At 46.5% G+C, this 17,241-nt stretch carries 17 protein-coding genes; 6 read left to right on the plus strand and 11 right to left on the minus strand.

The genetic code is table 11. The features are described 5' to 3' along the window. Positions 1–40: 40 nt before the first annotated feature. The 11 genes from NF212_RS09065 to NF212_RS09115 all read right to left on the minus strand — a co-directional run bounded on the left by NF212_RS09065 (position 41) and on the right by NF212_RS09115 (position 11,637). Complete coding sequence (locus tag NF212_RS09065; RefSeq protein ID WP_434354811.1) at positions 41–610, minus strand: peptidylprolyl isomerase; 570 nt, start codon at positions 608–610, stop codon at positions 41–43. Between the two features lie 58 nt (positions 611–668). Beyond that, positions 669–1,556, minus strand: coding sequence for a DNA ligase (locus NF212_RS09070; protein WP_434354813.1), 888 nt, complete (start codon positions 1,554–1,556; stop codon positions 669–671). Positions 1,557–1,821: 265 nt separating this feature from the next. Beyond that, positions 1,822–3,879 carry a galactose-binding domain-containing protein gene (locus NF212_RS09075; protein WP_434354815.1) on the minus strand — a complete coding sequence of 686 codons (2,058 nt, stop codon included), beginning with the start codon at positions 3,877–3,879 and terminating at the stop codon, positions 1,822–1,824. Between the two features lie 80 nt (positions 3,880–3,959). Then, entirely contained in the window at positions 3,960–5,078 is a 1,119-nt protein-coding gene (locus NF212_RS09080; RefSeq protein WP_434354817.1) for an enolase C-terminal domain-like protein, read from the minus strand. Between the two features lie 138 nt (positions 5,079–5,216). Next, entirely contained in the window at positions 5,217–6,389 is a 1,173-nt protein-coding gene (locus NF212_RS09085) for a UxaA family hydrolase (RefSeq protein WP_434354819.1), read from the minus strand. After that, entirely contained in the window at positions 6,382–6,687 is a 306-nt protein-coding gene (locus NF212_RS09090; RefSeq protein WP_434354821.1) for a UxaA family hydrolase, read from the minus strand. Before NF212_RS09090 ends, NF212_RS09085 begins: the two co-directional genes overlap by 8 nt. Positions 6,688–6,695: 8 nt before the next feature. Continuing rightward, positions 6,696–7,343 carry an RraA family protein gene (locus tag NF212_RS09095; protein WP_434354823.1) on the minus strand — a complete coding sequence of 216 codons (648 nt, stop codon included), beginning with the start codon at positions 7,341–7,343 and terminating at the stop codon, positions 6,696–6,698. Next, positions 7,344–8,453: an ABC transporter ATP-binding protein gene (locus NF212_RS09100; protein WP_434354825.1), complete on the minus strand. Its 1,110-nt coding sequence runs from the start codon at positions 8,451–8,453 to the stop codon at positions 7,344–7,346. Positions 8,454–8,458: 5 nt separating this feature from the next. Then, positions 8,459–9,328 (minus strand): carbohydrate ABC transporter permease, encoded by an 870-nt coding sequence (locus NF212_RS09105; protein WP_434354827.1) that lies wholly within the window; start codon positions 9,326–9,328, stop codon positions 8,459–8,461. Then, complete coding sequence (locus tag NF212_RS09110) at positions 9,328–10,251, minus strand: carbohydrate ABC transporter permease (RefSeq protein WP_434354829.1); 924 nt, start codon at positions 10,249–10,251, stop codon at positions 9,328–9,330. The genes NF212_RS09105 and NF212_RS09110 overlap by 1 nt, the downstream gene beginning before the upstream one ends. A 60-nt stretch (positions 10,252–10,311) precedes the next feature. Next, positions 10,312–11,637, minus strand: coding sequence for an ABC transporter substrate-binding protein (locus NF212_RS09115; protein ID WP_434354831.1), 1,326 nt, complete (start codon positions 11,635–11,637; stop codon positions 10,312–10,314). Between the two features lie 303 nt (positions 11,638–11,940). Here NF212_RS09115 and NF212_RS09120 point away from each other — a divergent pair, with 303 nt between their 5' ends. The 6 genes from NF212_RS09120 (at position 11,941) to NF212_RS09145 (ending at position 17,220) form a co-directional block, all read left to right on the plus strand. Continuing rightward, positions 11,941–12,999, plus strand: coding sequence for a Gfo/Idh/MocA family protein (locus NF212_RS09120; protein WP_434354833.1), 1,059 nt, complete (start codon positions 11,941–11,943; stop codon positions 12,997–12,999). A 240-nt stretch (positions 13,000–13,239) separates the two neighbouring features. After that, the gene (locus tag NF212_RS09125; protein WP_434354835.1) at positions 13,240–13,572 is read left to right on the plus strand and encodes an L-rhamnose mutarotase; all 333 of its coding nucleotides are present in this window, start codon (positions 13,240–13,242) and stop codon (positions 13,570–13,572) included. Beyond that, positions 13,569–14,330 carry an SDR family NAD(P)-dependent oxidoreductase gene (locus NF212_RS09130; RefSeq protein WP_434354837.1) on the plus strand — a complete coding sequence of 254 codons (762 nt, stop codon included), beginning with the start codon at positions 13,569–13,571 and terminating at the stop codon, positions 14,328–14,330. The genes NF212_RS09125 and NF212_RS09130 overlap by 4 nt, the downstream gene beginning before the upstream one ends. 18 nt (positions 14,331–14,348) lie before the next feature. Continuing rightward, on the plus strand, positions 14,349–15,215 hold the full coding sequence (locus NF212_RS09135) for a fumarylacetoacetate hydrolase family protein (RefSeq protein WP_434354839.1): 867 nt from the start codon (positions 14,349–14,351) through the stop codon (positions 15,213–15,215). A 3-nt stretch (positions 15,216–15,218) separates the two neighbouring features. Continuing rightward, positions 15,219–16,325, plus strand: a complete 1,107-nt coding sequence (locus tag NF212_RS09140; RefSeq protein ID WP_434354841.1) for a mandelate racemase/muconate lactonizing enzyme family protein — start codon at positions 15,219–15,221, stop codon at positions 16,323–16,325. A 103-nt stretch (positions 16,326–16,428) separates the two neighbouring features. Continuing rightward, positions 16,429–17,220, plus strand: coding sequence for an IclR family transcriptional regulator (locus NF212_RS09145; RefSeq protein WP_434354843.1), 792 nt, complete (start codon positions 16,429–16,431; stop codon positions 17,218–17,220). The last annotated feature ends 21 nt before the right edge of the window (positions 17,221–17,241 follow it).

Raw genomic sequence — 17,241 nt, forward strand, 5'->3', positions numbered from 1 at the left:
CTCATTTAGCCCGCCTTCCTCGTAAGCTTTAAAAGTTCTGCTATTTAACGACTTCCATTTTCTCAATCACAATAGGCTTTGTCGGAATGTCTGCCATACGGCGCATCCTGTCTGATTTGGTGGGGATAGCAGCCATCTTTTCAACAACACTGAAACCTTTAATCACGTGCCCGAATACTGCATATCCAGCTTTGGCGGGTTTCCCGTCAAGGAAGTGGTTGTCGTTGTAATTGATGTAAAACTGACGTGTTGCTGAATCAGGATCCTGTGTGCGAGCCATCGCTACAGATGCTTTGACATTCTGTAAACCGTTATTTGATTCGTTTTTTATCGGCGCATACGTTGGCAACCGGTCGAAGTTTTCGGTAAATCCCCCGCCTTGTGCCATAAACCCTGGAATCACACGATGAAAAATGGTGCCTTTATAGCTGCCATCTTTTACATATTTCAGAAAGTTCGCACTGGAAACTGGCGCTTTTTGCTCATCCAACTTAATGGTGAAAGAACCCAGGTTTGTTGTTACCAGAACATCAGTTGCAGCAGCCGGCAATGCGATAGCAAAACTCAACGATGCGGCTACCAAAAGGCCCATTGTTTTTATATGACGCATAAATTCTCTCTTGTTCGTGGTCAATTGCTAACAAGGATAAGAAGTTGCGTCACACTTGTCACTGTAAACCTGTTTGATTCGCATGTTGAAATTCACTGGCATTCATATCGGGACGAACGCGCATAAACCTTGCAAAACGGGGCAATCCGCCAGAAGTGTAGCCGTTATATCGGTACGAAACCACGCTGCCTACCATAGGAGGATTTTTGCGCTCCTCGTCAGTCAGGCCACTTCCGATCCGAAACGTAGAACCCTCCTTATTGACGACGATAAGTGACCCAAGTTGTCCACGATATTTTCCTTTCCCTGGAGAATAGCCCACGATCAGGGCCTCTCCGTCCTGTGAGGTTTTTACTTTAAGTAAGTCATCTGAGCGCCCAACCCGGTAAAAACTGTAGATGTTACGCAGCATCAAACCTTCGCCGCCCTGCTCTTCCACGTTATTCAGCAATAATGACAGCTCATGCGAGGAAACAAGCGACTTATGTTCGACAAGTTCCACTGCGTTGACATCTAATTCTTCTATTATCAGCTTTGCAGCCTGATAGCGTTGCAAAAACGGAATATTTTCACCAGGCATGTCAAAAACCATAAACCGGATGTTTTTCCATGCTTCATCATCGGGGATATCATCCAAGACTGTGGATGTTACACGGTGGAAATTCCCTCTCCCAGCCCACAGTTCACCATCCAGCGGTACATCAGGCAACGCCGAGACGAACCAATCTGGTGCATGAATTGAGTTCCCTGTTCGTGTCAGTAACTCACTTCCTGTCCACAATGCCCTGACACCATCGAGCTTTTCACTGACCCAGTAGTTAGAGATATCCTTTGATGAGCTGTAGTTTTCCGCAAGGGCAACAATGGGTTCTTGTGTAGAAGCGTATAGTTCCTGAGAGATTGGAACAACGATAAGCGCAAGTGGTAAATAACGGAGTGAGGTCATGGAAAACCCTCTGATTGTGAACCTGTTACAAGTTCACTCCTATTATGTTCAATAACAGAAATCTCATTAGTATCCATAGGAGTCAGATCTCTTTTTCCTTCGTATCAATGTAAAAAAGAATTCAAGAAACCGGACACGGCGCATCAAGCAAGTAGGACTAAGTTGGTTTTCGGGAAAAAATCGACTTATCAAACAGTTTCCCTCAGTACGACAAAAAGAATGAGGTGAACATGCCAGCCAATAACTGGCTGGCATGACTAAATATTTAGTTTTGATATTCCCGCCACAGTGAAAATAGTGTTTGATCAACTTTCAGAAGATAGGCTGATGTTGTATCTGACCCTTCAAAACTTACACCTGAAGGCATAATCATATATTGGGGTACGCCATCTTTCATCAGAGGTTGAGGACGCTCAAACTTCCAACTTCCATAGTGTACCTTCGGTGTATACTGAGCAACTAGCGAGGGCGGTATATATTCAACGGGCCTTTTGAAGCCTTTTTCTTTAACATTGAATTTATTCCCACCGTCTGTTGAAACCCAAAGCAATCCTGCTCCAGATTGTATAATGCCGTGATTATCTGTTGTTAACAGATAAATCTTACCATCAAGTTCAAATACATACCCATCCTCAACAGTGGCACCACCATCAGCGATAGTATCTTTCCTAATTGTATAAGGTCCGGTCAATTTATTAGATTCAGCCAAACCATATGTAGCATAACTTTTACCTGTCACCGGATCTTTATATCCACTTTTGAAATATAAATGGTAAGGCTTATCGTCATTAGGATTACTTACTTTTAAAAAGGCCGAATTAACAATAGTTTTGCTGCCATACGTCCAGTTATTCGGATCTGTAGATGCTGTAAGAATACGTCCACTCTCACCTTGATCAACCCAAGGGCCATATAGTGAATCAGACGTCTTCATTCCCATGTTTTGTACAAATTCACCGCCGTTATTTGCTATGTAAAAGAGCGTATAAACACCATCTACTTTTTTGATTTCCGGATTACAAGCTGCTCGATAGTTCCAATCACCTGCGACAAATGTACCATCTGCTGCCACATCACTGTATACAAATTCCTCTTCTGGTGAATTTGCCACGTAATGAATTACTTGGGCGTTAGTACGCCAACCCTGATCAAACCGAACTACCGCATCCGTTCGGCAAACAAAAGCATGAACCTTACCATCTTCATCAAAAATTGAGGATACGCCCCAAACATGGTAACTAGGTTCACTTATTGCTATATCAACATATGACAACGTATCTGCAAACGTACCTTGCGCAAGAACCTTGCCCTCTATTTCAACTTCAGCGATCTGGAGAATACCCTCATGCGCTAGTTGAATACGAACGTATCTACCGTCTACGTCCATTTCAGACAAAACGTTTTGACCTACAGGTCCTTCTATATATTTGGACCACACCTGAGCGTTATCTTTTAAATCATCGAAAGATTGATCGAAGAAAGGTTTTTTAGATACAAAGATATAGAAGTCACGCAACCTGTTTGAACAACAATCGGTACGGTTCCATATATTAACCGTCCGTATATTTGAATAGTTAAAAAGGTCAAATTCTATATATGGATTATGTTCCAGTTGTGTTATCGCCACGGTGTCGCCATACCAACTACCATTCGCACTTCCATTTGAAAGGAACTGACCATCATGAGCATTTTCCGGGCCGCTGTCGGTAATGTTATTTTTAAAGACGCTCGAAGATGTAGACTTTGATTCTTTCGTCAACAATTTCTCTCGTCCAAATACACGGATTTCAGCAACCTCTATCGTTTTATGTTCACTTGAAGGTGGGTGCTGAATGCGAATAAATTTTGTCTTTTCTCCTAGGATAAATACCTTTCTAACCGCTGAGAAGTCGCCAATTGTTTGGGCATTTACATTTTCATCGTTCAGGATTTGAGAAAAGCTACGTCCCTCAAATGGCGTTTCCGAGAAAAATACGTATGCTCCTTTTAGTCTGTTAGTACAACAATCTGTCCTTCTCCAAACCTCAATCGACTCGACTGTAGCCGGGTATTTTAGCTCAAGTTCAAGCCAAGGGCTTGATTCAAACGCAGTGACGGATACGGCATTTTGGTACACGCTTCCGTTGAATAACCCATCTGATGTTTTCAGATTATCGGTAGCATTTTGAGCACCAAATTGCAGTTCATTGTTTTTAAAAGTCGACGATTGATATACTTTTGCACTAGATGTAATATCTTCCACCACTTCAGAAGCAAACGCATTCGTACTCAAGAAGAATAACAATGTCATTCCCAGAGTTTTTAACATTTCCATGTACTTCATAAGTTAAGCACTCCTTTAGGAGATAATAGGTAAGTAAGCGTTCTCCTAGCCGTTCCAACTATATTTGTTATTTTATTTAATTATTTTTGGTTGATTGTACAAATGGTCGAACCGTCAATCAGATCCCAATCAAGTTCAATGCCAAGACCGGGAGTTTCGGGCAAAGAAGCAAAACCACCTGAAACAGGCAGCGATGCTTTAAGCCCAAAATCGAAGGTTTCCAGTGGCCACAACAATTCAAGGTAACTGTTGTTCTGGATAGCACCACAAAGGTGCATGTTTACCATCTCCAGAGGATGGAAAATGGTTGAATGTAATTCGCAATTCATATTGAAAGACTCTGCTAACCGGGCAGTTTTTAGTACACCGGTAACGCCTCCTGACCAGGACACATCTGCCCGAACAGCGTCCAGGACATCGGCTTTGATGCATTCAGCGACAGAGTAAGGGTGTTCGGCGATGACTTCCGCGCCTACCAAAGGAATAGAGAGGTTTTCCCGCAAGCGCTTGAGCATGGTCAATGCAGCATCCGGAAGTGGCTCTTCCAACCATGCGTAATTGAGTCGCTCAAGCGCCCGACCCAGCGACAACGCTTGCTGGTAGCCATAAGGTGCCACAGGGTCTGACATTAAGGTAAAATCAGGTCCCACCGCCTCACGAACCGCTTGATGAATCTCGATATCTTCGTTTACAGAGTTACCGGGAGGGTGAATTTTATAAGCGTGTAAGCCGGCATTTTTTACTTCCAATGCCTCGCGCGCGTATTCTTCAGCGCTATCCAGAACCAGTGACGAGGCATAAACCGGGATATCTTTCCTGAATCCCCCTATATATTGCCACAGCGGTTGTTTGGCATGCTGGGATGCCAGCAACCACAGGCAGATATCAACAGGGCCATAACTATAAACGGGAAGGTGGTGCCACCACCGGTTAGCAGTTCGCCATTCATGCCAGATCTGTTCACGGTTCAGAGCGTTCTTCCCTCGCAAAAAGGTAGCGAATGCCGAAAATGACAGATGACCGGCACCTATAGCTGACTTACCGGCAAATCCGAACATTGACGCTGTTCGGCCGCACTCCGTGGTCAGTGTTACAACAAGAAATTCCAGAGAGCCGTCGCTGGTAGACTTTAACTTGCCGTTCGCAAACCCATCCGGCAGATGGCGGCAACACCGTATCGAAACATCCTTGATTATCATTGTGACTATTTCCTCAATTGTTTTTTAAGTCACGGAAGCAAAGTAAGTTTGTGAAAAAAAGGAAATAAAAAGGGTGCAGCTAAATCAACATGCATACACCCTACGGAAAACACATCCAAGAGAGGACAAAACACAGAACTATTTATAAGTAATCAGACACTCCCGGTGACCAAGCGATTCAGATTTGCTCTTATTACCGCTTGCTACTTCAAGGACCTTCTCAACGATTTCGTCACCAACGGCCTCAAGTGAATCTCCATGAAGGATTTTGCCCGCATTGATATCCATATCATGCTCCATGCGAGCGTAAGTGTCCGGGTTTGCACACACTTTGATAACCGGAGAAACGGCTGAACCGACAACAGAACCCCGCCCAGTTGTGAACAACACCATATGGGCTCCACTGGCAATAAGTTCGGTAATTTCTGCATTGTCGGCAATATTGGGGAATCCGAAACGAACCTCGCCGTCTGGCACGACATCCATCAGCCAAAGGCCGGGATTAGATGGCACTTCACCCGGAGCAACAATCCCCTGGATTTTGCGGGAACCACTTTTGTTGTAAGCACCCAGAGACTTTTCTTCAATGGTGGAAAGTCCCCCATCTGCGTTCCCCGGAGCAAAACTTGCGAACCCAAGCACCTGGTAGTAACCGGCAGCCTTTTCGACAGAGGCAACCAGCGCTTTGGCAACATCATCATTAACCGCTCTCGATGCCATATCCTGCTCGCACCCGATTAATTCGCCCGTTTCCTCAAACACACACGTTGCACCGGCATCAACCAACTTATCGAACGCGACACCAACAGCAGGGTTTGCGGTAACGCCGGAGGTCCCATCGGAACCACCACAAATAGTTGCTACAGACAAATCACTGATCGCCATTGGCACCATAGGCACGTTGTCGATCTCTTTGAGAATATCGGCCACCCACTCCCGGCCAAGCTCAATCGCCTTTTCAGTACCGCCAACATCTTGAATGCTAATAGAAGTTGCCGGGCGACCGCTTTCCAATACCAGTTTTTCGATGCGCTCCCGGTTCATACTTTCACAGCCCAAAGAGACCAGAAGTACAGCACCTACATTGGGATGTGTTGCCAGTTGGGAAAGGATCCTTTCTGCATGGCCATTGGGATAACACCCGGGAAAACCGATTTCATGTACGCGACCTTCTGTTTCAGCATCTTGCTCAAAGGGGGTCACAATACGATTGGCCACAAATTTTGAACACTCAACAAGGTATGCAACAGCTACGACGTTTCGAATGCCCTTTCGCCCATCAGAACGCAGGTAACCTTTGAATTCAGCCATGTTTAGCACCTCCTTTCATGTGGGATGCGATATACAGGCTGCCCACGTTGTGTGTGTGTAGCTGGCTTCCCTTTAAAGTGTCATTTGTACATTCACCAATCGTCATGCCGCATTTGATAACCACGTCACCTTGTGACATCGATACACGTGCAAGCTTGTGGCCGACAGGCGTGTCTTTGTCGATTAAGACGTTTTCACCATCAATTTCTACCGTCTCTCCGGCATTAAAATAGCGGCAAGTAACCAATACGTTATCGCCCTCCCTCAGAAGAAGGAGGTCACGTTGCTGTTTTTTCATTATTTAACCTAAAATTTACCGTATGTAAGATAAGCTTTCTGGGCATCCATACCTGCCAAAATGGCAGTACGGACTTTGTTTTCTACTTGTGTTGCATCAAATGCGGCTTTTGCAATTTGCAGCGCTTTTTCTTTGGGGATCCGGATGACACCATCGTCATCCGCCAAAATATAATCACCCGGGTGGATCAACACATCCCCAATTGTTATCGGCACATCAAAACCGGTAGGTTTCCAATATCCCACCACATCACAAGGTGTTGAGAGATGATGGAAAACCGGGAGTCCAATCTTCCTGATAAAACTGACATCCCTGATCGCACCATCCACCACGCAGCCTAATATGCCCTTGGATTGAAGCGTTTCTGCCGACAACTCTCCCATGTGGGCAACGGAGTCGTCATGTGGTTGGCTTATCCAAATATGTCCGGGTTTGGCCTTGGACAGTAAACCAGTCCATTCGACCAAGCTTTCATGTTCACCCATTGAAGTGTCTACAACGCCTTCGATAGTAAACACGGGGCCGGCAAGTACAGTACCGTCAGTCAACGGTCTCAGGTAACGGGGTAAAACATAGTTGCTTTCCCCCATTTCCCTCATCACGTCGTTCATGACACCGGTATAGCACTGGGTTAAAAGCTGTGTGGTGGAATCCATTTAAACCTCCGCTAAAACAGACTGCTCTGTCTGGCGGTCAAAGACGTGGATTTTGTCCAGGGAGACCTGGAATGAAAGGGATTCCCCGTCTTCGACCAATCTTGGGCTCAACATCTTCGACTGAACTTCTTTTCCGGCCAGGGTAACGAACAGAATGGTCTCAGTACCCTGGGGTTCGGAGATATTTACCGGTAGCGAAATAATTTCACTCTGCTCACCGGTAAACATTCCGTGCCCTACTGGCGCAATATCATCCGGGCGAATACCTACAACGACTTTCTGTCCTTCAACCACCTTGCCTTTAAAGCGCCCAGGCATTGATATTACGTGCCCGTCAATAAACTCAAGCGCCAGACCTGATCCGGTTTGCTTAACTTCCGCATCCAGCATGTTCATTGGTGGACTGCCGATAAAGGACGCCACAAACATGTTTACCGGATGGTTGAAAATCTCCATCGGCGAGCCCTGCTGTTCGATGTAACCGTTTCTCATCACGACGACACGGTCTGCCAGCGTCATGGCTTCTACCTGATCGTGGGTAACGTAAATCACGGTGGTTTTTACTTTCTGGTGCAGCTTTTTGATTTCGGTTCGCATCTGGACACGCAGCTTGGCATCCAGGTTCGACAACGGCTCATCAAAAAGAAACACATCCGGTGTGCGTACGATGGCGCGCCCCATCGCAACCCGCTGGCGCTGACCGCCGGAAAGCGCTGCTGGCATACGTTCCATCAGCTGGTCAAGCCCAAGGATTTCTGCGGCATGGTTCACGCGCTCTGCAATTTCATCCTCAGACATACCTGAAATTTTCAGGCCAAACCCAAGGTTGTCTTTCACCGTCATGTGCGGATAAAGCGCATAACTCTGGAATACCATGGAGATATTTCTGTCGCGGGGTGCAAGGTCGTTGACCACGCGGTCACCGATGCAGAGTTCCCCATCTGATATTTCTTCGAGACCGGCAATGATCCGCAGAGTGGTAGACTTACCGCAGCCGGATGGCCCTACCAGCACTACAAACTCGTTGTGTTTAATATCTAGGTCGATCCCGTGTACAACCTCTGTTTTGCCGTATCTTTTGATGATTTTTTTAAGTGTTACGTCGGCCATGATGTCTATCCTTTTACACCGCCAAATGTGAGACCCGAAATCAGGTGCTTCTGCACCAGGAACGTGAGAATAATTGCTGGAACAATGATGATTACCGCCATGGCACACATACCTGCCCAGTCAATGGTGAACTGCGCTGTGAAATCCATCAGGCCAACTGGAAGCGTTTTACTGTCAGTTGAACGGGTAAGCTGGCTGGCAAGGGCGTATTCATTCCAGGAGACAAGGAATGCAAAGATCCCTGCCGATGCGAGGCCGGACTTGGCAAGTGGAAATTCAATTTTCCAAAACGCCTGCCAGCGCGTACATCCGTCAACCTGGGCCGCTTCTGAAAGATCCTTGGGGATCTGCCGGAAGAAGCCATCAATCAACCACACCGTAAACGGTACGTTAATGGCGACATACACGAGAATGACACCGAACTGGGTGTCGATTAGGCCAATCTTGCTCCAAATCATAAAGATAGGCAGGCTGAGTGCGATGCCCGGAATGGTTCGAGATAGCATTAACCCGAGAAAGAGCGTGTCTTTCCCCTTAAAACGATAGCGAGCAAAGGCATAGCCACCAGCAATACCTATCAAAAGCGCTATCAAAGTACTTGTTACTGCAATTACAAAGGAGTTCATGAAATAGCTGCCTACAGGTATCCCTACCTGGGCATCACCCAATCCGAAGATATTGATGAAGTTTGCTAAATCGAGCTTTTCAGGAATCCAAACCGGTGGCTTAGACAGGATTTCACCATTCGGCCTGAATGCCGACAGCATCACCCACAAGCCGGGTATGCACATCAAGGCAATAAGCACAAAGACACCTATCCGGACAGCGATTTTCCCTGCCAGCTTTTTCATTTTGTGTTGATTCATAGCAGGCATTATTGGGCACCCCCCATGTATTTACGGGCTGCAATCAGCTTACGGAAGAAGTAAAAGGTGAAGAATATCGACAATAGGATGGAGACATAGGCCATAGCATTAGCCTGCCCCATTTTGGCATTGTCGTAACCGACCCGGGCTATCAGCGTCCAGAGGATTTCCGTACGCTGTGCCGGACCGCCACCAGTCATTACATCCACGATATCGAATGCCCTTGCGACATCCAGGGATCGAATGGTCATCGCAATGAAAATAAATGGCATCAGGAACGGCAGCGTGATGTGTTTAAACACTTGAATTGGCGAGCAACCATCCACTTTAGCGGCTTCAATGGGATCCTGGGGCATAGCATAGAGTCCAGCCAACAAGAGGATGGCAAAAATACTGGTGCTCATCCAAATTTCCGCAATCATTATTGAGCTCATCGCCAGCGTGCCATCCACCAGCCATGGTATGGCTTGGTCTGTCAGACCCAGGGATTGAAGCGCATTGTTCAATACGCCGATGTTGTCGTTAAAAATGTATTTGAACTGGAAACCGACCAACACGGGGGAGAACATCATCGGGAACATCATGATGGTCCTCAGTACACGCTTACCCATGGTGATTTGGTTCACCAACAGCGCGATAACAAGACCAAGAATCAGTTCAACATTCAGTACCACGGTCAGGAAAAATATGGTTCTTAGGAAAATCCACCAAAAATCGGCATCCGCAAAAAGTCGGGTGTAATTTCTAAGGCCAATAAATTTCCAGATCGAATCCGGCCTGGTAATTTTGTAGGGTGTAAAACTGGTATATAGCGAAAATACCAAGGGCAATAGCACGACTATCAGGATTGTTATAATCGCCGGAAGTAACAACAGGTAAGGTGCCGACTCGCTGCTCCTTAACCACCGGCGCGTTTTTTGAAATACAGACATACAGTTCTAATTCCGAATACAGCCAAAAATAGGGAGGAGTACAACTCCTCCCAATATTGCTTACAGTCGGCCGGAATCTTCCAGCACTTCACGGGCATCTTCAGCAGCTTTGTCCAGCGCTTCTTTTACGCTTTTCTCGCCAACGACAGCAGCCTGAAGTTGTGGCCAAAGCATATTAGATACCTCAATCCACTCTTCAATAAGTGGTGGGGTAAACGCATCTTCCGCCATAGACTGTTGGTAGGTTTCGAACACATTCACCATAAATTCATCACCTGCAGCTTTCTTCTTCTCAACGATGTCATGCCAAACCTTGATGCGAGTTGGCAGCAAACCTCTGTCTGCTTCCAGCATCTGGCCTTCATAGCCGGTCAGGAATGTAATAAATGACGCAGCCGCAGCTTTGTTTTCACAAGCCTTGGTGATTGAGAATGTGTGCGATCCGGACCAACCAGTACGTTTTCCGCCTGAACCTTTTGGAGCTCGGACAAGACCTACATCACCGGAAACTTTTGAGTTCTCAGAGTTGAAGAAACTCGCCCATCCAGCCCAATCCAGGTTGAGTGCAACGGTACCTGACGCAAAACCCATACCTGTGTCATCCCACAGGTAGTTGGGTACACCGGCAGGGACAGCTTTAGCGTTATAAAGATCTACGAACCATTGAAGTGCACGTTGGCCAGCTTCGGAGTTAAATGTAGGGTTCCAGTCTTCGTCAAACAACGCTCCACCTTCAGCAACCAACATTTCATAGAAACGTCCGGTGATGGCTTCATCCTTACCGACATACTGGGTGCCGTAGAAGTTTGGTGGATCAGCAAAGAAAATCGCCTGGTCTTTTACCTGGGCCCATGTTTCCGGCGGAGCAAGGTCGTAACCGTATTCAGCCTTGAACTTGGTCTTGTTCTCTTCGTTTTCAAAAAGTGACTTTTTATAGAAAAGGTTAGAAACGTCACTGTGGCGCGGGAGCTGAACTAAAACGCCATTAACCATGCCATGTTGCAGAGTCAGCGGCACGTAGGCAGCCAGTGTCTCTTTATCAACCAGAGATTCGAGGTCGGCGTATATATCACCGTATTGAGGGGCAAAACTGGTGTGGTTAGAAGACACACAGTAGTTGATGTTACCTGCTGCGATATCCTGCTTAATTTCCCTATCAAGTTCGAAGTGGTTCTTTCGGGATAGCACTTCTACTTTCGCGCCAGTCTGCTTTTCCCACTCTGAAATCAGGGTGTACAACGGTTCATATTGCGCTCCGCCAATCAGTTTTACACGGAGCGTCTCACCATCAAATGAGTCGGCCGCAGAAACGGAAGAAGCCATTCCCAGTGCCAGTACTACAGATGATGCCATCAACGTCCAACGCGACTTTACTTGGTGTCCCATCGTTTCCTCCTTGAAGGTATCCATGTGTCGTCATCAGTCAGATTTAACGTGGTCTGTTTCCAAACCTAAAAATAAAAAAGCTCTTTTCTATCAAACCAGCATTTCTGTTTCATATAAGAAATGTATTTTCACATAGAAACATTAGCATCACGATAACAAATGATCAATACTTGGTTTATATATAAACTAATGTTGCTAATATGAAAGTCACAAGTTCAACAACCCAACCGGATCGAGGCAACAAGTTGGTAATCTACTGTTATCGTTGCCCTAAAGTAACTCTAGGTAATTAAGGAGAATTTGATGAAGGAAAATCTCAGTCAGCGCTGGCCATTACCCTCAAAGCCCAGACCAATCGTCATTATTGGTGCGGGCGGAATAGTAAGTGACGCCCATTTGCCCGCTTATGAACAAGCTGGCTTCACCGTCACTGGAATTTTTGACCTCAACAAAGAACAGGCGGAGAAAACAGCTGAACAGTGGAACATACCCACCGTGTATTCCACCCTCGAAGAAGCAACGCAGTCATCTGATGTTGTATACGATTTAGCCCTGCCTCCGATCGCAGTCCCGGCTACCCTTGAAGTATTACCAGACAATGTTCCGGTACTTATTCAAAAGCCTATGGGTCTTAATCTGGAGGAGGCCAGAACAACTAAACAAATTTGCCACAGGAAAAACTTCGTTGCCGCGGTTAACTTCCAACTGCGCTATGCGCCAATGATGCTGGCTTTGAGAGATGCGGTTCAAAAAGGATATATCGGTGAGTTGTTGGACATTGAACTCCACCTCAATATCAGCACTCCCTGGGAGATGTTTCCGTACCTTAAGTCTATGGATAGGATCGAACTGCTTGTTCACTCTATCCACTATATTGATCTCATTCGCTCGATTGCAGGCGAACCCACAGGTGTACTTTGCAGAAGCATGGCAGACCCACGCAGCGAAGACTTTAAGCAAACCCGGACCAGTGTCATATTTGACTACCCTTACCCGTTACGCGGTCTAATGTCGATTAACCACAACCACGACTTTGGCCGTCGCGCGCAAGATGCACTTTTCCGTTTTGAAGGAACCAAGGGCTGTGTCACCGTAAAAATGGGGGTAAGCCTTGATTACCCGAAAGGTGAGCCGGATGAATTCTGGATTGCAACTGGCGGTAGCGAATGGCAACCCGTTCCTCTTGAGGGCAATTGGTTCCCGGAAGCATTCATCGGGACAATGAGCAACCTGCAGCGTTTTGCCAATGGTGAAGATACCGTACTGAATACATCAGTTGATGATGCGTTCAATACGATGGCGGTGGTTGAAGCTTGCTTTGAGAGCAATGCAACGCCGTCCCACCCTATTGCCACATCCTGATCGGACTTACTTAATAAAAGCCCCCCCGAAGCCGGTTGTTCACTCACCGGCTTTTTGTTAACGCGATGTGACAATTGTCACAATTATCGATGCGTATTATCAATATTCCTCTCGTTACCTTTCATCTTTACGAATGAGCATGTATTTTAAATTTGAAATGATATTTGATATTTAACAAATCAAATCTGCATATGATGATAATGCCAATTCATCGTAGATTGAGGACAAAGGATTGCATCCATGAAAAAATTTGGACAGATCATTAAACTGCGCCCCGAGCATTATGAAACCTACAAAAAGGCCCATGCTGATGTTTGGCCAGGTGTTTTGGCCCGCATCCATGCTTCGAACATCCGAAACTACAGCATTTACCACTACAACGGACTGATGTTTGCCTATTTCGAATACGTGGGTTCCGATTTTGAAGCGGACATGGCGGCTATGGCTGCCGACTCTATTACCCAAAAATGGTGGGAATGGATGGAACCCATGCAGGAACCCGTACCAGAAGCCGGTGAACAGGACTGGTGGGTCAACATGGAAATGTTGTTTGATTTAGGAGAAGAGTCATGATGCTTGAGGCAAAAATTGCGGTCGTAACAGGATCAGCATCCGGAATCGGCCTTGCTATCGCCCGGGCATTCGCAAAAGAAGGGGCGCGTCTTGCGCTGATTGATTTAGATAACTCTGCTTTGGAAAAAGCCAGAAGAGAATTTGATACTGACGCCACTCTCTGCATCCCGTGTAACGTCACTGACCCTGAACAAGTAGAGAAAGCTCTGGTTCAGGTGTCAGAGTATTTCGGTGGCATCGACATATTAGTTAACAACGCCGGTATAGCCAGCATAGGGACAGTCGAAACGACCACAGAGGATGACTTCAACAAGGTTATGGCAGTGAATGTAAATGGTGTTTTCAATTTCATGAAATATGCCATCCCTTATCTCGTCGAATCCAAGGGCGTTATTCTCAATATGGCCTCAATCGCTTCCAAGTTGGGTCTTTCTGACCGATTCGCGTATTCAGCATCAAAAGGCGCGGTTCTGTCTATGACATACAGCGTCGCCAAGGACTTTGTTTCACAAGGAGTCCGCTGCAATTGTTTATGTCCAGCCCGGATTTATACGCCTTTTGTCGAAGGTTACCTAAACAAGCATTATCCAGACAACAGGGACGAAATGTTTGCCACTATCTCAAACTATCAGCCAATCGGACGTATGGGTACGCCGGACGAAGTCGCTGATGCTGCAGTTTTCCTTTGCAGCGACAAAGCCAGTTTTGTAACCGGAAATGCATTTGATTTTGATGGTGGTGTTACCAACATCCGCTAAAAATACCAAGGAAGGAAAATGAAATTAGTACGTGTAGGAGAGTTCGGTAAAGAAAAGCCGGGCGTAGAGATGGAAGATGGCCGACGCATTGATGTCAGCTGGTTTGGTGAAGATTTTAACGAGGAATTTTTCGGATCCGAAGGGCCGGCTCGTTTGAAAACCTGGTTGGAAAACCAGGATGATTTGCCGGAGTTTGATGCCGATGCCCGTTATGGCGCACCGTTTAAACGTCCATCCAAAATCATTTGTGTTGGCCTTAACTATAAAGAACACGCTGCAGAAAGTGGGCTGCCTGTCCCTACCCAGCCTGTTTTGTTTATGAAAGCAACAAGCTCAGTCGTTGGGCCAAATGATGATGTCGTTATACCCAAAGACAGTACCAAAACAGACTGGGAAGTTGAACTTGGCGTCGTTATAGGCAAAAAGGCAAGCCATGTCTCTGTTGAAGAGGCACTTGACCACGTTGCCGGCTATGTTCTCCACAATGATTATTCAGAGCGCGAATTCCAACTCGAAATGGAAGGTCAGTGGGTAAAGGGTAAGAGCTGTGATAGCTTTGCGCCGCTTGGTCCTTATCTTGTGACAACAGATGAATGTCAGGATCCTCAGGGGCTGGATATCTGGCTGGAAGTTAACGGCGAATCCATCCAAAAAAGTAACACCAGTGACATGATCTTCACTGTCGCTGCGCAAATCAGCTACATCAGCCGCTTTATGACACTATTACCAGGGGATGTTATTTCAACGGGAACACCTCCGGGAGTTGGTCTTGGGTTTAACCCTCCCCGTTATCTAAAACCTGGTGACGTTGTCACACTAGGTATCAGCGGATTAGGTACTTCTTCCCAGACTGCAGTGCCTTACCAACGTGAGTTGAAGGATTAAGATATGTCTAAAATTATAAAAGCTGAAATGTTCCTCGTAGACCTGGAACCCGAAGTAAAGCGCACTGATGCCATTCAGTCATTTGTCTGCCAGGAAACACCTATCCTTAAAATCACGGATGAAGACGGTTTTGTCGGCGTTGGCTACACCTATACAATTGGTACCGGCGGTACCAGTATTACAGCGCTGCTAAATGACCATCTCTTACCACAATTGATCGGCGAAGATGCAGACTGTATTGAAGGAATCTGGAAGAAACTTTACTTCCATACACATGCTACTGCAGTGGGAGCAATCACCTCGCTCGCGCTTGCCGCAATAGACACCGCGCTCTGGGATCTTCGTTGCAAAAAGATCGACCTTCCTCTCTGGAAACTGGCAGGCGGGGCGAAACCGGAAATCCCGCTTTATACTACTGAGGGCGGCTGGCTTCACCTCACGCCAACGCAACTGGTTGATGATGCACTTAACGTAAAATCACAGGGGTTTGGCGGCTCAAAAATTAAAGTAGGCTCCCCTAACCTCTCCGATGACATCAAGCGTCTTTCTGCGGTACGGGAAGCTGTTGGTGATGATTACCATATCATGATTGATGCTAACCAAAGCTTCACCCATGATGAAGCCATACGCAGAGCTAAGGCCTTTGTAGATATGGGGATCACCTGGCTGGAAGAACCGCTTCCTGCAGAGGATGTCGCCGGACATGCAATGCTTTGTCGCCAAGGCGGCATTCCTGTTGCCGTTGGCGAGTCCATGTACGGGACACGTCTTTTCCGGGAATACTTGCAACAAAATGCCTGCCATATCGTCCAGGTTGATGTCGCGAGAATCGGCGGAATTACCCCGTGGCTGAAAGTTGCACACCTTGCCGAAACCTTTAACGTCAGCGTTTGTCCACACTTCCTCATGGAGCTGCATGTCTCCCTTTGCTGTGCCGTTCCGAACAGCCGCTGGCTTGAATACATCCCACAACTTGGCTCACTTGCCGAGGAAACATTTGAAGTTATAAATGGCAAGGCTCAAGCCCCAACACAGGCTGGAATTGGGATTGAGTGGAACTGGAAGGAGATTCAGGAAAAGAGCAAAGGAAGCACAGTGATCAAAATATAACAATTTTGTCATCGGCCATATTGCCTGCAGTATACAGCTTGGTAGAATCGACCTGTTTGATTGGCCGATGACAATCACTAACTAATTGAAACGGATATAAAGTATGGGAAGAGTCGCAGCAGACACCAGTCAGGTAAAAAAGTATCAGGCTCCGGCTTTGGAGAAAGGCTTGGATATTATGGAGATCCTCTCCAGCCACTCTATGGGCTTAACGCAGGTCGAAATTGCCCGGGAACTAAACCGCTCTGTTGGTGAAATATTCCGAATGCTGGTGGTACTTTGTGAACGCGGTTATTTGTCTTTGGATCCTATCACCGACAAATATGCCCTCACGACTAAAATGTTCGAGATCTCTCACCGCTATCCAAAAATTAAGCGTCTGACCTCTTTGGCAGCACCAGTAATGAATGAACTGGCACACGCTATTAACCAGTCTATTCACCTGGCTATTTTCTCTGATGAGAGCATTCTTGTCATTGGCCAGGTTGACGCACCGGGTTATCACGGATTAAGCGTCCGTCTTGGTGCTAAGCTGGATGTCTGGAAAGCCTCTTCCGGCAGGGTTATCCTGGCGAACAGCCCACATTCTCTTCTTGATGCTCATATCGCTATTGACCCTCCAGGTGATCAGGCTGAAATCGATATTATCCGGGAAGAACTGACAAAAATTCGTGCCAAAGGTTATGAGCAACGAAAAAGTTATGTCATCAAAGGCGTCACCAATGTCAGTGTTCCTCTGTTTGACTACTCCGGTTATGCGATCGCCTGCCTTACAGTCCCGTATATCGAAATGTTAGATGCCCATGAACAGCTTCCATTGCGTGATTGCAGGGATGCGTTGCTTAAAGCCGCCCATTACTTGAGCGAGCAAATGGGTGGGAACATCGCAGGTTAACGGTATTTTTTCGCATAAAAG

The organism is Parasalinivibrio latis, assembly GCF_036825535.1.
Classification (GTDB): Bacteria; Pseudomonadota; Gammaproteobacteria; order Enterobacterales; family Vibrionaceae; genus Parasalinivibrio; species Parasalinivibrio latis.

Coding starts and splice junctions, on each gene's coding strand:
- NF212_RS09065 (WP_434354811.1), bottom strand. CDS start 610: ATGCGTCATATAAAAACAATGGGCCTTTTGGTAGCCGCATCGTTGAGT.
- NF212_RS09070 (WP_434354813.1), bottom strand. CDS start 1,556: ATGACCTCACTCCGTTATTTACCACTTGCGCTTATCGTTGTTCCAATC.
- NF212_RS09075 (WP_434354815.1), bottom strand. CDS start 3,879: ATGAAGTACATGGAAATGTTAAAAACTCTGGGAATGACATTGTTATTC.
- NF212_RS09080 (WP_434354817.1), bottom strand. CDS start 5,078: ATGATAATCAAGGATGTTTCGATACGGTGTTGCCGCCATCTGCCGGAT.
- NF212_RS09085 (WP_434354819.1), bottom strand. CDS start 6,389: ATGGCTGAATTCAAAGGTTACCTGCGTTCTGATGGGCGAAAGGGCATT.
- NF212_RS09090 (WP_434354821.1), bottom strand. CDS start 6,687: ATGAAAAAACAGCAACGTGACCTCCTTCTTCTGAGGGAGGGCGATAAC.
- NF212_RS09095 (WP_434354823.1), bottom strand. CDS start 7,343: ATGGATTCCACCACACAGCTTTTAACCCAGTGCTATACCGGTGTCATG.
- NF212_RS09100 (WP_434354825.1), bottom strand. CDS start 8,453: ATGGCCGACGTAACACTTAAAAAAATCATCAAAAGATACGGCAAAACA.
- NF212_RS09105 (WP_434354827.1), bottom strand. CDS start 9,328: ATGCCTGCTATGAATCAACACAAAATGAAAAAGCTGGCAGGGAAAATC.
- NF212_RS09110 (WP_434354829.1), bottom strand. CDS start 10,251: ATGTCTGTATTTCAAAAAACGCGCCGGTGGTTAAGGAGCAGCGAGTCG.
- NF212_RS09115 (WP_434354831.1), bottom strand. CDS start 11,637: ATGGGACACCAAGTAAAGTCGCGTTGGACGTTGATGGCATCATCTGTA.
- NF212_RS09120 (WP_434354833.1), top strand. CDS start 11,941: ATGAAGGAAAATCTCAGTCAGCGCTGGCCATTACCCTCAAAGCCCAGA.
- NF212_RS09125 (WP_434354835.1), top strand. CDS start 13,240: ATGAAAAAATTTGGACAGATCATTAAACTGCGCCCCGAGCATTATGAA.
- NF212_RS09130 (WP_434354837.1), top strand. CDS start 13,569: ATGATGCTTGAGGCAAAAATTGCGGTCGTAACAGGATCAGCATCCGGA.
- NF212_RS09135 (WP_434354839.1), top strand. CDS start 14,349: ATGAAATTAGTACGTGTAGGAGAGTTCGGTAAAGAAAAGCCGGGCGTA.
- NF212_RS09140 (WP_434354841.1), top strand. CDS start 15,219: ATGTCTAAAATTATAAAAGCTGAAATGTTCCTCGTAGACCTGGAACCC.
- NF212_RS09145 (WP_434354843.1), top strand. CDS start 16,429: ATGGGAAGAGTCGCAGCAGACACCAGTCAGGTAAAAAAGTATCAGGCT.